Consider the following 14,335-nt stretch of genomic DNA (forward strand, 5'->3'; position numbering starts at 1 on the left):
TTTTTATCCTCTTCCCTCCCCCCTTAAGTCTTCTAGTTCATTTCCTTATCAGGAGGATTGGAAACCCGATACCCTTTCGGCGATTGATGGGTGATTTTCTGGAAATTCCGATGAAATGACCGTAAGTTACTATAGCCGCAAAGGTTGGCAACTTCACCAATAGTCAGATTCGAGTTTTTTAATATATAACATGCTTGTGAGATCCGATAGTGATTCAAGTAATCTGTGAAGGGCATTTTCATCAGCTGGACAAATAGCTTTGATAAATACGGGTAATCATATTGCAGATGTTTTGCTACAGCTTTTAATGTGCAATCGGCAGAATAATTTTGTTCTACAAAAAGCAGGATTTTATAGAGCACCTTTGTTTGCGGGGACTGTTTGACCGGAGCAAATGATGTCTGACAGATCAACTGCGCACATACACCATACAGGAAACTTTTCTGGCTATAAATCGAATCCAGCTTTGTACAATCAGGTTCATTCACAGCATGGAGAACATTATCATTTGGTATAAAGCTTTTATAATTCATGTGAAAATCACCTATCAATTCTGTGGAGAAAAGGATTACCATAATCTCCGAAAAATCAATCGTCTCAAATTCATGCATCTGATTAGGAAAAATAAAAACCAGATCATTTTTCTGTACCTGATAGCTTTTCCCATCAATGGTGATAGATAACTGCCCGTCTTTGACATAAATAATCTCAAATGCCCGATGAAAATGAAGTGGAAAATGATAGTTTTTTAATGGAATGAGTTTAAAGTAATCTTTTTCGCTGACACCATGTTTTTCAAAAAAGGGCCACAAGTAGATTCTCCTTCACGAAAACACTAATTTTGTCTTAAAGTGTACTATATAAAGTATAGAACTAACAACGTTATTTCCTATAATATTGGATAAAGCCAACCAAGCGGAGGTTATAGGACAATGGAATATCACATATCAAAAACCGGTTCAGATCAAGGTCAAGGCACTCAGGTGGATCCCTTTTTAACCATCAATAAAGCGGCTTCAGTAGCTGTGGCTGGGGATAAGGTTATCGTTCATGAAGGGATATATCGCGAGTGGGTAAAACCGAGATACAAAGGATTAAGCGAACAAAGAAGAATTATTTATCAAGCCGCTGAAGACGAGCAGGTTGTCATAAAAGGCTCTGAGCATATACAAGATTGGCAGCAGGTTGAGAACCAAATATGGAAAGTGATCTTGCCGAACACGTTTTTTGGCAGCTTTAATCCGTATGTTGAGGAAGTGTCTGGCGATTGGCTCGTCACTATAGAGGAGACAAGACACTTAGGGGATGTATATCTAAATGGCATGTCTTTTTACGAGGTCAGTCAGTATGATCAACTGGCAGCTCCTGTCGAAAAGCTGGAGTTCAAGGATCTCTGGACACAAGAGATGGTTCCGGTCCAAAATCCAAAACAGACGACCTACGTTTGGTTTGCCGAAGTAAGCCCTGACCACACCACGATTTACGCTAATTTCCAAGGTGCCAACCCGAACAAAGAACTGGTAGAAATCAATGTACGCAGATCTTGTTTCTACCCTGAAGAAACCGGAATTGATTATATTACTGTAAAAGGTTTTGAAATGGCGCATGCGGCAACACCTTGGGCACCTCCAACGGCAGACCAGCCCGGACTGCTAGGCACTAACTGGAGCAAAGGCTGGATTATTGAAAATAATATCATTCACGATGCCAAATGCAGCGCTATCAGTATCGGCAAAGAAGCTTCCACAGGCCATAATTACCGCACCCTTCGAAAAGACAAACCCGGATATCAATATCAGCTTGAATCCGTCTTTACTGCTGAGCGTCAGGGCTGGAGCAAAGAATCGATCGGTTCACATCTTATCCGCCATAATACCATTTATGATTGCGGCCAAAATGCCATCGTCGGCCACTTAGGTTGTATTTTCAGCGAAATTCATCATAACCATATTTACAACATTGCGACAAAACGGGAATTCTGGGGCCACGAAATTGCCGGGATCAAGCTTCACGCACCGATCGATACTCACATCCACCATAACCGGATTCACGATTGTACTTTAGGTTTATGGCTGGATTGGCAGACCCAAGGGACAAGAATCAGCAAAAATCTGTTCTATCAAAATCATCGGGATTTGTTTATAGAAGTAAGCCATGGCCCTTACATTGTTGACCATAATATCTTGACAGCTAAACATGCTTTAGAGAATGTAGCCCAAGGTGGAGCCTATATCAACAATCTGATCGGCGGCAGGATGGTTCATCGAAAGGTACTAAACCGGTCCACGCAATATCATCTTCCGCATAGTACAAAAATTGCCGGTTTCTCACTTATTTATGGTGGGGACGATCGGTTCTATAACAATATCATTGTTGGAAAAGACGGATGGACAGGCGTGGGAACATCACATTTCAATCACTACACCACCTCTTTGGCGGAGTATATCGAGAATGTCCATAAGTTACACGGTGATCTTGAGGAGTTTGAACTCGTTGAACAGCCTATGTTCATTAATAACAACGCTTACTTAAACAGTGCAGAGCCTTTCGAAAAAGAGAATGTAAAGCTGGTTGAGGAAAGCTTTGATCCAGACTTCTTTATTGTAGATCAAGGAGATGAGGGATTCCTTTCCATTGATCTGCCTGATAGCTTCGTTAACTTCTTAGGTGAAGTACATTCAACTGAAACTTTGCCGCGGGTGCGCATCGTGGATGCCGAGTTTGAGAATCCGGATGGCAGCAATATAATCCTGGATACAGATTTTCTGGATAACAAGAAAGAGAATAAAAGCACTTTAGGACCTCTTACACTTTTGAATAAGGGCAAAAATTATATTAAAGTGTGGTGATCGGTAAAGCAGGTGACTAGTCCACCTGCTTTTTTCATTGCAATCATTGAGTCTGCTACTTATTGGCCTTAATCTTTTGAATAGATACTTCGTTTTGTTCTATTATGATTTGATATTCAACAATCTCTCCTGCTTTAAATTCTTCGTTAAATTCTTTACTGACCGATCAAAGAATTGATCTGAAGGTCATGGACGATAAATAAAACGAATATAGATAAGTCTTGTGAAAAGTTATCTGAATGATACTCTAATTCAAAATAATAATCCTGCCCGTGATTACACCCTTTTCATCTCTGGAAAATTGAAGTGCCCTAGTTTCTTTATCGTCCGCACTGAAGCTTACGGAATCCGAGTAACCGATTTGCCCTTCCTCAAACATATTTTGGACAAAAAGCTTGACACTCCAGTTATCGTATTCATAATTGAAAGCTCCTTGTTCATCAACACGCACTTCCTTTACAGATTCAGGGATAATCGTGCCGGTGGAGATTTTTTTCTTCATATCCTCTATTTTTTTAATTAGTTCCTTTTCATCATCATCAATAGAGGCAGCTGCATCTGTTGAAACCGCTGAATCAACTTTGCTGTCGGCAGAGGGTTCTTTCAACAGCTCCTGTAAATAGCTCTCAGCTTTGACAGGGTCAGCTTTGGTTGGATCCAGCGGAAGTTCAAATAGAATAGCGGTTCCCTTGTAATCGTTATTAGCGCTAATTTCCCCTGTACTTTCATTATAAGCAAACGCATCTTTGCTGAAAAAAGAACTACCATTACTGACAGCTAGATATACCCCTCGGTCAGCGAACATCTCCACTCCATCACATTCAATCAGCCGGTACATAATTCCATCTATAACAGCCTCGCTATAGCCACCATTCATTGTTGTGATATTAACTTGCCATGGTTTTAGTCCCTTTATAAGCGGTGACACAAAGAATGGATCCTGGCCATACTCCGGTTCACTTGTAGCAGGCATGGGGCTACCGTCTATTCTGGCGATGGATACAACGGCATAGGATCTGTTTGGGTTAATATTCTGATCAGACTTACTCAGTTCTGAAAGACCTTCCCCCGAGACTATTCCATTCAACGTCACGTTATAATCACCAGATATAACCGATTGGTTGATTTCAACAGCATCCCTGCTTTCGAATGCTTTTGCCAGCAGTTGCTGGCCCAGATGCTCAGCAACCTGCTTGGGGCTAAATAGCTGTGTAGCTGCATAAGCCGTTAAAGACATTACAAGCGTGAATATAGCAACCATTAGTCCAATCGAAACTCTTTTTTTATAGGCTGGTTTCATTGGTTTAGTCTCCTTAAACTGTTGGATGATTCTTTCGTTTAATTCCTCTGTCGGCTCTGCTGTAGAAGCTAGCGCTTGCTTTAGCAGTTGATCCAACTTTTCGGAGTCATTCATTGGGATTCAACCTCCAAAATCTTTTTCATCGCCTTGCGGGCTTGGAAAAGTCTGCTTTTAACTGTGCCCGGTGGAATCCTTAGCGCTGAAGCAATCTCATCAACGGTCATTTCTGCGGTATAGTACAGATAGAGCGGTATTTTCAGTTTCTCATTCAGCCGGTCTGCGGCAGCATGAATCATGTGCCGAAGCTCCTGGGACAGCAATGCATCCTCTGGCATAACCTCTCCATCGGAAGTACACGCCAGATCGACCGCTTCATTATAATCTGCTGTAGGTGCAATTCTTTGCCGCCATGCCCATTTTCTGCGTTTGTTTTTGCGTAATGAGATAGCAATCGAGATAAGGAACGCTTTCGGATTTTGGTTCAGGTCCATTTTATGCCGCATTTCCATAGCTTTTAAAAAAGTCTCCTGATAGAGATCGTCCGTATCCACCCTATTCCCCGCAAGCGTAAAACAAAATGCGTAAATTGCTTTGCCATGTAATTTTATTAGGTCACTCAACTCTTCAATTTCCAAGTAGGCTACTCCTTTCTGAATGGCCATTCACCTATATATTGTCGTAACCTTGGAATCGGTTCACTATTTTGCTGTTGACTTTGACCTTAGGGTAAGGTGTTAAGTAGAGCTAGAACCAAACATCGATGTTTTGGCTTGGAAGCTTAATTAAAACGAAAAAAGGAGATGACTTTTTGCTGTCGATTGGAGAATTCTCGAAGATATGCGAAGTTTCTACGAAGACGCTTCGATATTATGATGAGATCGGATTAATTCATCCCGATGAGATTAACCCTGAGAACGGTTATAGGTATTACTCCATTAAACAACTTAAAAAAATGCTTTTTATCAATCGTCTGAAAGGTTATTGTTTCTCGCTGGAAGAAATCAAAGACATTTTACAAGGGGAACAGAATCATTCAGAAGAGAAGCTCTACTCAGCCCTTAATCTCAAGAAAAAAGAAATACAGAAGAAAATAAGCGCTTATGAATACACCTTACAACAAATCAATAGTGATGTTTTAAATTTGGAGAAAGGTATTCCCATGATGTCTTACCTGAATGAGATAAAAGTAGAGCTTGTTGAAACTCAGCCTATGAATATTCTTTTTACGCGTCAGATGTTGAGCAGTGATGACTATGCGTTAGGTTATGGACATTATTTTAGCAGGCTATATGAAAAAATCGCCACGGAAAAACTCACTTTGCTCGGTACGCCAATAACGATATATCACAGCCATGAATATAATCCAGCCGGAAATGATACAGAGTTTGCCCTCCCTATAAAAGAGAGTGTAAAAGGTACAAGAGATTTGCCTGATGCTCTTTGTGCGAGATCTGTTCTTAAAGGCGCCTATTCAGAATTGACCTCGGTCTATGCTCAGCTGAGAGAATGGATAGAAAATGAAGGTTATGAATGGGTGAACTCACCTTATGAAATCTACTTAACGGACCCGACACAGGTTGCTGTGCCTGAGGATCTGGTTACCGAGGTCTATTTTCCAGTAAAGAAAAAAAATTCATAAAGGAGTACCTTTCATGCTCAAAAACAATTATCCAACTTCAGATTGGCACATCTCAGCCCCCGCAAACTTAGGAATGGATGCTAATATGCTTTCAGAGCTAGAATCAAAGATCAAATCCGAGTATAGCAATATCAACGGGATTGTTGTGGTAAGAAATGGAACTATTGCTTATGAAAAATATTATAATGGCGCTAGCCCGAATGACACACATCATGTGGCCTCTGTAACAAAAAGTATCATATCCGCGCTCATAGGCATTGCCATAGAGGCTGGCTGTATTAACAATGCAGATCAAAAGGTACTGGAGTTTTTCCCGGACTATGTTCCAAACGCTGCTCAAGATCCGCAAAAACAAGAAATCACCTTACGCCATCTCCTGACGATGACCGCACCTTATGCTTTTGCAGATTGGCACGAACCGCTGGAGCAAATGTGTATGCAGCCTGACTGGGTAAAATATACGCTGGATATGCTAGGCCAACAAGGAACAATTGGGGATTTCAAATATTCTACCGCTGGAGCACATCTGCTTTCTGCCATCATCACGCGCAGCACTAGACAAAGTGCCCGTGAGTTCGCCAACGAACGTTTATTTAAACCTATCGGAATGAATGAAATCCCGGATTATGAGATGAGCTCATTTGGGTTCGATGATTTGTTTGGGGTTAATGTGAAGGGGTGGGTGGAAGACCCCAATCGTATCACCACAGGAGGATGGGGACTTACGTTGTCTCCACGCGATATGGCGCGTTTTGGTTTATTATATTTGAACCGTGGACAATGGGAGAATAATCAGATCATTTCGGAGACATGGATTGAGGAATCAACAGCGATGAACCCTAATCATTACGGTTACTTGTGGTGGCTACGCGAAGAAGACGGGGTTTACACCTACTCAGCGTTAGGTGATGGTGGTAATGTCATTTGCTGCATTCCAGAAAAAAAACTTGTCGTAGCTATCGCCTCAGAATTCACACTTCAGCCTCGTGACCGGTGGCCTCTTATTAAGGATTGTATTATTCCGTCTGTTGTAGAGTAAAGAAGATAGAAAACATGCTGGTTGCCACTACTTCATTAACAACTAGGAGAGCAACCAGCTGTCTACACTCTAAATCGTTTTGCTTCGAGGAAAAATAATATCGCCTTCGTTGCTGCTTACATCAAAAAATCCTACTTTGTGTTTTATAGCCAACTCCCGCATCGCCGTATAAGCTTCCTCAGCTACAGAATAAGCGAAAGCCGCATAGATGACGGATGAGCCAAGCGAGTAGTCAGTCAACCGGTTATCCGTTCCGGCTTCCTCCATCGCTTCAAAAATCTCGTCCTCTACATTCATATTAGGAAATTGCTCAGACAACTCACTATAAAAGCGTTGCAACGCCTCCGATAAAACTGATGGATCATTATAGGCATGGTCTTCCGACCACTGCACTTGCTGTTCATACCACTCCATAAACGCTGCTCTCTCTTGCGGTGCTTTAGACGTCTCGAATGCCATCAAATCATAGCTCATTTAAAATCCTCCTCTAACCCACCCTAATCGTGCATTTTCAGTTCCTATAAATTGTTGGGCTGTTTTGATTATATATTAAAAATCATCAGACCCATACTATAGAATCATGATACTTCCTCACCCGTTAAATATCATGTGAGCTCCGGTGTATCCACAAAAGTAACCACTGGCTCCATTACGCCATGTAGTTCGAATAAGATTAGCTCGTTATCACCTTGACGCAGAAGCGGCGCTGGTAAGTACAGTGTTTTAGTTGGACCCTTCTCCCAGTAGCGCCCTAAATTAAAGCCGTTTATAAAAACCTGACCTTTACTCCATCCATCCAGCTGCAAAAAAGTATCCTCAGGCTTACTGACTTGAAAGCTCCCCCGGTAAAAAGTGGGCTGCTGACGTTGCTCGCAATCTATCGGTGTGAATGATAATCCCTTAAGATGGGTTAAAGGCAAAGAACGAATCGTCCAATCATGCAGGAATTGATAGCCGAGTCTAACGCCACAGGTTATGCCTTTTGGATCACGAAGCAGCGGGCCATAATTTACACGCCCCATATTCTCCACAAGGATGTCGATCTGCAGTCCCTCCGTTGGAACCTCTAATGGAATTCCTCGCGGATCCCAGCGTTCAACTGTACCGACAAAGGCCCCATTCGCGAATACAAGCGCACGATCACGTACTTCTTGAAGGACGAGCTCCGTACTGCTGCGGGGTCCACTGATCTTCGTCGAATACAAAATGAACCCATAATTCTGATTCAGTTTCTCCATTGGCTCGGGACATGCTCTATGTACTGGGTGAGACAAAACGTCTAACTGAGTGAACAGTGGTGCTGCTTCTGTCATCAACACTTTACCATAAGCTTGTGACTTTATTAACGGCGGTAATTCCAGGGGCGGCAACGTTACGTATTTCTCAATTATTGTTCGAGCTGCATAGAATTTTGCAGTTGGCTTACCGGATTCGTCCAGCAGCGTATCATAATCGTAGCTGGTTACGATGGGCTCATATTTGTCAAAAAGATTTGCCCCATTCATAAATCCAAAATTCGTCCCCCCATGGAACATATAGAAGTTAACAGAGGCTCCTAAAGCCAGCATTTCATCCAAAGTCTCCGCTACTTCAGATTCGGGGCGTGTATTATGCGGTTTCATCCAGTGGTCAAACCATCCATTCCAGAATTCCATACACATCAACGGTCCCGTAGGCTGATATTCACGTAGTTTAGCAAAGGCTTCCTTTGCCCGTGAACCGAAATTCACCGTGGCGAACACTCCGTCAATCATGCCCCCTTGGAGCATATGATCTTCAGCTCCATCTGAAGTAAACAGCAGAACGTCCATGCCGCGGGCGATCATTCCTGCTTTTAGATCATTCAGGTAAGTCTTATCACTACCAAAGCTTCCATATTCGTTCTCTACCTGAAGAGCAAGCACAGGCCCACCGTTAGTGCTTAACAAAGGCCGCAGACGTGGAAGCAACTCATCGAAATAGGCATCCAACTTAGATAAATAGACGTTATCATTACAACGCAGCTGTATGTTATTGTCCGCAAGTAACCAAGCTGGCAATCCACCGAATTCCCATTCCGCACAAATATAAGGACTTGGCCGCAAAATCACGTGCAAACCAAGCTCTCCAGCAAGTCTAACGAAAGCCTCGATGTCAGCAAATCCAGCAAAATTGAAGCTCCCCTCCTCTGGTTCGTGTAAATTCCAAGGAATATAGGTTTCAACAGTATTCAATCCACAAGCCTTCAGCTTCAGCAAACGATCCTGCCAATATTCCGGAACGATCCGGAAATAATGAAGCGCACCAGAAAGCAACCGGATGGGTTGTTCCTCTAATGTAAAATGATCCCCTGATATGGATAACTTTCGCATATAATTTCTCCTCCAACATTGAGATAGACTATTTAATTATAGGTAATAAAAATATCAACCCATATGGACGATTCTAATGAAATATATGGAGAATTCATTGGTTGCTAGAGGCTTTTGTGATGCTATACACTATATTCATAGGGGGTTGTTACGGATGTCAAAAAGAACTCATATTTGGTTAATTACCACAGATCAAATGCGTGCGGACGCACTAGGTATCGAAAACGCTTCCGTACTGACACCTGAGCTTGACAAGCTTGCTTCGGAAGGCACACTCTTCACTGGTGCTTACTGCGCTAGTCCTGTTTGCACGCCTTCACGTTCTTCCATTTTTACAGGCAGGTATCCGCATGTTCACGGTGCCTGGAACATCGGTACCACACTCAGAGAAGACGAACTTACCTTATGCGATCATTTAAAGAAAGCGGATTATAAAACCATCGGTATAGGAAAGATGCATTTCCGCCCTCAGATGAAGGGGGACTTTTCACAAGAATATGAAGAGCCTGCTTATCGTGACCGCGGAAGAGCTTCCGATGGAACGTACTACGGATTTGATGAACATCATATTACGGAAGATAATTGTATCGGGGAATATATGGAGTGGCTTAGAGAGCGCAACCCTGAAGCGGCAGAACGTTTCAGCAAGGACCGTTACAGAGCTTCTAATGCTCAAAACGATGTGTGGGAGAGCGAAATCCCTCCAGAGCTACACCAGTCATACTGGATTGCTGAACGGAGCATCGATGTGATCCTCTCTCACAAAACCGAACAACCGCTATTTTTATGGACCAGTTTCGTCGATCCACATCACCCCTTTGACCCTCCAAAAGCTTACGCGGATATGTACGCTGACACTGACATTCCATCTCCAGCCAGCGAAGCAGACGACGTGCATCTTCGTCCTCCACATCTGCTGCGTCAGAGTCAGGGAGGATATTGGCCTGGTGGCGGTGAGGAGCATTCTCTTGATGAAGCGCATATGAAACGGCTCACCCGAAATTATTATGCGATGATTACCTTCATTGACGAGCAGATCGGACGTATTATAAAAGCTTGGCGTCAAAAAGATATGTACGATGATGTAGTCATCCTCTTCACCAGCGACCACGGAGAATTGCTCGGTGACCATGGGCTGATTTACAAAGGGCCGTGGTTTTATGAAGGGTTAACACGAATCCCGATGATCGTACGCGGTCCTGGGATTGCTTCCGGGCAACGGGTCCCTGCTTTGATGGAACATGTTGATATTGTCCCCACACTGCTTGCAGCCGCAGGTCTCAAAACTTCCTACGGAATTCAAGGTGTGTCACAGATGGAGGTGCTGGCTGGAAGAGAGTCCCATGTGCGTAATTCTGCCCTAACCGCTTATATTGCTCATGATCGCGGCATTAACGCTAAGTGTTTGCGTACAACACGCTATAAGCTGGTAATCTTCGCAGGTGAGACCTACGGTGAATTGTATGATTTGAAAGAGGATCCTCATGAGAACTCCAATCGTTTTGAAGATCCCGATTATAGTGATATTCGCCATTCGATGGTTGAATTGCTCGTCCATCGAATGATTCAAGATCAGGACCCTTTGCCTGAACGCCGGAGTAGCTGGTAAATTCACTAACCTTTCTTTCTATCCTTAACAGACTTAGGGCAACCTGAAAGTTCAGGTTGCCCTAAGTTATGATTATTTCCCCAATTGGGATGCCTTTAGAATATGAGAAATTGGGCGTCCGGCAATCCATTCTCCGTTGTTTACAAACCCTTCCTCTCGTCCCTCCAGCTCGTGAATAAGACGCTCTCTCCATTCTTTTATGCGCTCGAATTTATCAATACAGCCTATCGCATTAATCTTCTCAGAGGGGTCTGCCGCTAAATCAAAATACTGCTCTTCCCCTGTCTGAGAATACCAAATAAATTTCTCTCTTCCATCCGTTAAGAAGTGGTGGGACTTTTCTCCATAGGCTTGTTCCCCATGAATATAAGATCGCCACAATGTCTGATCTCCCCTGCACAGCGGCAACACACTTTGCCCTTCTACTGTAAATGGTATTTGGACGCCAGCAGCTTCAAGAAATGTGGGCATAATATCGCGAAGCTCTACAATGGAATCAAGCCGGGAGCCGGCAAGAAGTCCAAGCGTTTCTCCCGGATCAAACACTATGAAAGGAATCTTAGCACTTCCTTCATAAGGAAGAGATTTCCGGAAGTAATGGTGATCCCCCATCATTTCACCATGATCAGAAGTAAATAGAATCAAAGTTTCATTTAAAACTCCATACTCCTGCAGCCCATTGATCAACCTCCCAATTTGGTCGTCAAGATGCGTAATTAGCGCGTAATACGCGGCACGGGCACGATCCAATCTGCGCTTTGGCAAATTAGTGAACGAAGAAGTTGGATCCTTAGCTCCGTTTAAGGCAGCACTCTCGTCCACCCAATCTCCGATTGGAGGATCAGGAAATTCCAAGTCCTTGTACATATCTAGATAACATTGTGGCGGATCCAAGGGGGAATGCGGGCGAACGAAGGAAGACCATAGGAAAAATGGTTTCCCAGGGTCTCTTCTCCGCAAAAAGTCTAGCGACTCGGTTACGCACCAATTCGTTGGATGCATCGCTTCCGGCAAGTGCCAGGGGCGGGCAACCGTTGAGGCGTTGCAATCGAGGCCTAAGTCAGTGATATCCGAATTGGTATCAGTTTGTCTTCGCAGCCACTGCAAGTAATCGTCCACTTGATCATAGTGTTCATCATGGAACGTTTGGTTCTTATCCCGATTGTAGTGAAGATATCCATCATGAAGCACCACATTATGGAATCCACATAGATTACGTGCAGGATACACATGCATCTTGCCAACACACTGCGTATGATAACCAGCTTGAGCAAGCTCGCCGGCAATCGTATGGGCGTAATTCCATTTAACCTTATCCTGATAACCAACCCGGCCATGTGATCTTTGCCCCATTCCTGTCATGATAGCAGCCCTGGCGGGAATACAACTGGGGGTAGCCGAATACGCGTGCTCAAATAAGATCCCCCTTGATGCCAGAGCGTCCAGGTTGGGTGTCTCAACGACGGGATGTCCCATAATGCTCAGGCAATCAAAACGCATCTGATCTACGGTGATAAGCAGAAGGTTAGGCTGCTTTGTGCCCTTTTGATTGTCCAGATTAGTATCAATCATAACCTCACCCCCTTCTTAAACCCCAGCGATCACGGATGGTGTTGCAATCGTGTGCCATAAATTCGCACTTATCGCCCTGGGGTTGCCCTCGTCAACAAGGCCGTCGAACGTCAGAAGCTCCTCTTCTAATTCAGCAATCTGTTCCACGTTCCCTTCGACATAACGATTGATTCGATGAATCGCCGTTCTGATTCTCTGAAGCAATCCTCCCATACGAAGATCAAAGACATCAAGACCAAACACCTTATTTTCCTGCTCCCATTGCACTCGATAGTCGTCCATGAATTGTCTGGCCAAATCAGATAATTGTGGCAAAGTCACCTTGGCAAAGTGAGCCAATTCCTCTAAATCTCCACGATGATAAGCTTCGTGTATAGAAATCCCGATTTCGCTCTTTATTTCGAGCAAGCGACACAAGCTGGCTTGTACAGAGAATAAGGATTGCCAAGGCGAATTGCGAGTGATCGCCTGTTCGAGCTTTTCTGCACTTTGCTGATAATGCTTCGAATACGAGCTAGGAATAACATGTCGATCGAACAAACCACATAAAATATCTTGATAAAGCAAGTATTTAGCCGGATTGATAGAACATCCCCCCGGTGCCGAATTACCCGGAACCAAGTTGGCCGCATCGAGTGCCATAAAGTCATCATAATTGCCTTGCACGCAGCTACTGAATCTTTCTTTGACATGGTTCTCCACGAAACATCTCGTGTAGCAGAGCTCCGCCCAAAGTTGAAGGGTAGGAAGAACCGAGAAAACGGAAGCTTCAGCGCCATTATCTCCCCATGCGGTAATCAACACTTCTTGAATTCCATACTTAACACAGCTATCATGAGCCAGCAGACTGACATGGCGACTGAATTCATTGTTTGGAGCGAAGCCCATCCATTTCCAAGCACCACCTGCAAATCCAATATGATCATTCAGCTGCTTATGTTTGCTTAACATCCCGTCGTATTTCTCCTGCGTTTCCGAATAATAATCCCAGTAGATCAAGGTAACATCTTCAGGAATCAGCTTTACAATATCAGGGCTAATTGGACTTTCAGCATCGTAATATTCTCCGGAACTGGCCAGACGAAAAAACATGTCGCTCCACATCATCGTCTGGAAACCATATTTTCTGGCGATCTCCATAACAGTGCTAAAGTGTTTTAACATTAACGAGGAGCGATCCTGATACCCATGCTTATCCAGGTATTTACCAAGTCCCATCATATGAGCTTCGTCCATCCCGATATTTATGCGGCGACTGCTTACATGAGCCGACATAAAAGCAAACATTCGATCAATTAACTCATAAGTTCTGGGATCATCAATAAGGAGAATATCCTGGAAATCCACAAGCGGTGCATGTGCCTGCCATTTCAACGCTTGGCCGAGATGGGCCAGGGTCTGAATACAAGGAACCAGTTCTATGCCAAATAACGCGGCATACTGTTCCAGCTCCCGAATTTGATCTCCTGTATATCGGCCTCGCAAATAGCCGAAATAAGGGTATCCCTCCAGTTCGTAGGTGTCTTCCGTATACAACTGAACCGTTGAATATCCCATAAGCGCTAAACGCCGGATCAATTCCTTATATCCTTCATAGTTAAGAACCGCATTTCGCGAACAGTCTACCATGAAGCCTAACTGTTCATAAACCGGCCGTTCATTAATTTCAACTCGTTCTCCACGGCGTACGTTCTCAAGAAATCGGCTGAGTGCCCGGAACAATTGATGCTCCTGTTCATACGCAATGGTGACCTGAGCCTCATCGTAAGATATTCGAATGCCCTTCCCTTGCTTCTTACAAATCACTGGTATCCCTGAGCGTTCCATTCGAATACTCAATATTCCCGCTACTTCTGAAACAGCTGCTAACTGTTTCTCGGTTAACCCTGTCAAATGAATGCTAAGGTTCATAGACTTTACCCTCCCAATCTTATAAGTATGCGGTCTGTAGCGCCGCACAGTCTAAGCCATACTTC

Annotated in this window: 11 protein-coding genes; 4 read left to right on the forward strand and 7 right to left on the reverse strand. The window is 43.7% G+C overall.

Features of this window, described 5'->3' with window-relative positions:
- Positions 1-32 precede the first annotated feature (32 nt).
- Positions 33-812 carry an AraC family transcriptional regulator gene (locus MHB56_RS02010; RefSeq protein WP_076281666.1) on the reverse strand — a complete coding sequence of 260 codons (780 nt, stop codon included), beginning with the start codon at positions 810-812 and terminating at the stop codon, positions 33-35.
- 120 nt (positions 813-932) lie between these two features.
- On the opposite strand from MHB56_RS02010, the gene MHB56_RS02015 reads away from it, so the two are divergent.
- Entirely contained in the window at positions 933-2,849 is a 1,917-nt protein-coding gene (locus MHB56_RS02015; protein WP_076280210.1) for a right-handed parallel beta-helix repeat-containing protein, read from the forward strand.
- A gap of 247 nt (positions 2,850-3,096) precedes the next feature.
- On the opposite strand, the gene MHB56_RS02020 is transcribed toward MHB56_RS02015, so the two are convergent.
- Both MHB56_RS02020 and MHB56_RS02025 read right to left on the reverse strand, forming a co-directional pair.
- Positions 3,097-4,263, reverse strand: a complete 1,167-nt coding sequence (locus MHB56_RS02020; RefSeq protein WP_341143202.1) for a hypothetical protein — start codon at positions 4,261-4,263, stop codon at positions 3,097-3,099.
- The gene (locus MHB56_RS02025; protein ID WP_081386240.1) at positions 4,260-4,784 is read right to left on the reverse strand and encodes an RNA polymerase sigma factor; all 525 of its coding nucleotides are present in this window, start codon (positions 4,782-4,784) and stop codon (positions 4,260-4,262) included. The genes MHB56_RS02020 and MHB56_RS02025 overlap by 4 nt, the downstream gene beginning before the upstream one ends.
- A 173-nt stretch (positions 4,785-4,957) precedes the next feature.
- Here MHB56_RS02025 and MHB56_RS02030 point away from each other — a divergent pair, with 173 nt between their 5' ends.
- Both MHB56_RS02030 and MHB56_RS02035 read left to right on the forward strand, forming a co-directional pair.
- On the forward strand, positions 4,958-5,788 hold the full coding sequence (locus MHB56_RS02030; RefSeq protein ID WP_341143203.1) for a MerR family transcriptional regulator: 831 nt from the start codon (positions 4,958-4,960) through the stop codon (positions 5,786-5,788).
- Positions 5,789-5,801: 13 nt separating this feature from the next.
- Complete coding sequence (locus tag MHB56_RS02035) at positions 5,802-6,827, forward strand: serine hydrolase domain-containing protein (protein WP_341143204.1); 1,026 nt, start codon at positions 5,802-5,804, stop codon at positions 6,825-6,827.
- Between the two features lie 69 nt (positions 6,828-6,896).
- Here MHB56_RS02035 and MHB56_RS02040 read toward each other — a convergent pair whose 3' ends face one another.
- Together MHB56_RS02040 and MHB56_RS02045 are read right to left on the reverse strand one after the other, a co-directional pair.
- A complete protein-coding gene (locus tag MHB56_RS02040) occupies positions 6,897-7,301 on the reverse strand; it encodes a hypothetical protein (protein WP_076303309.1) in 405 nt (134 codons plus the stop codon).
- A 131-nt stretch (positions 7,302-7,432) separates the two neighbouring features.
- Complete coding sequence (locus MHB56_RS02045) at positions 7,433-9,178, reverse strand: glycoside hydrolase family 35 protein (RefSeq protein ID WP_076303310.1); 1,746 nt, start codon at positions 9,176-9,178, stop codon at positions 7,433-7,435.
- Between the two features lie 154 nt (positions 9,179-9,332).
- On the opposite strand from MHB56_RS02045, the gene MHB56_RS02050 reads away from it, so the two are divergent.
- The gene (locus MHB56_RS02050; protein ID WP_341143205.1) at positions 9,333-10,787 is read left to right on the forward strand and encodes a sulfatase family protein; all 1,455 of its coding nucleotides are present in this window, start codon (positions 9,333-9,335) and stop codon (positions 10,785-10,787) included.
- 72 nt (positions 10,788-10,859) lie between these two features.
- Here the strand turns inward: MHB56_RS02050 and MHB56_RS02055 are convergent, their stop codons facing one another.
- On the reverse strand, positions 10,860-12,359 hold the full coding sequence (locus MHB56_RS02055; protein WP_341143206.1) for an arylsulfatase: 1,500 nt from the start codon (positions 12,357-12,359) through the stop codon (positions 10,860-10,862).
- Between the two features lie 15 nt (positions 12,360-12,374).
- The gene (locus MHB56_RS02060; protein ID WP_341143207.1) at positions 12,375-14,270 is read right to left on the reverse strand and encodes a family 20 glycosylhydrolase; all 1,896 of its coding nucleotides are present in this window, start codon (positions 14,268-14,270) and stop codon (positions 12,375-12,377) included.
- Positions 14,271-14,335 lie beyond the last annotated feature (65 nt).

It is taken from the genome of Paenibacillus sp. FSL H8-0315, from assembly GCF_038005365.1.
Lineage (GTDB): Bacteria > Bacillota > Bacilli > Paenibacillales > Paenibacillaceae > Paenibacillus_AQ > Paenibacillus_AQ odorifer.

Excerpts from the sequence above, each read along its gene's own strand:
- MHB56_RS02015 (WP_076280210.1), top strand. The coding sequence starts at position 933 with ATGGAATATCACATATCAAAAACCGGTTCAGATCAAGGTCAAGGCACT.
- MHB56_RS02020 (WP_341143202.1), bottom strand. The coding sequence starts at position 4,263 with ATGAATGACTCCGAAAAGTTGGATCAACTGCTAAAGCAAGCGCTAGCT.
- MHB56_RS02035 (WP_341143204.1), top strand. The coding sequence starts at position 5,802 with ATGCTCAAAAACAATTATCCAACTTCAGATTGGCACATCTCAGCCCCC.
- MHB56_RS02040 (WP_076303309.1), bottom strand. The coding sequence starts at position 7,301 with ATGAGCTATGATTTGATGGCATTCGAGACGTCTAAAGCACCGCAAGAG.
- MHB56_RS02045 (WP_076303310.1), bottom strand. The coding sequence starts at position 9,178 with ATGCGAAAGTTATCCATATCAGGGGATCATTTTACATTAGAGGAACAA.
- MHB56_RS02050 (WP_341143205.1), top strand. The coding sequence starts at position 9,333 with ATGTCAAAAAGAACTCATATTTGGTTAATTACCACAGATCAAATGCGT.
- MHB56_RS02055 (WP_341143206.1), bottom strand. The coding sequence starts at position 12,359 with ATGATTGATACTAATCTGGACAATCAAAAGGGCACAAAGCAGCCTAAC.
- MHB56_RS02060 (WP_341143207.1), bottom strand. The coding sequence starts at position 14,270 with ATGAACCTTAGCATTCATTTGACAGGGTTAACCGAGAAACAGTTAGCA.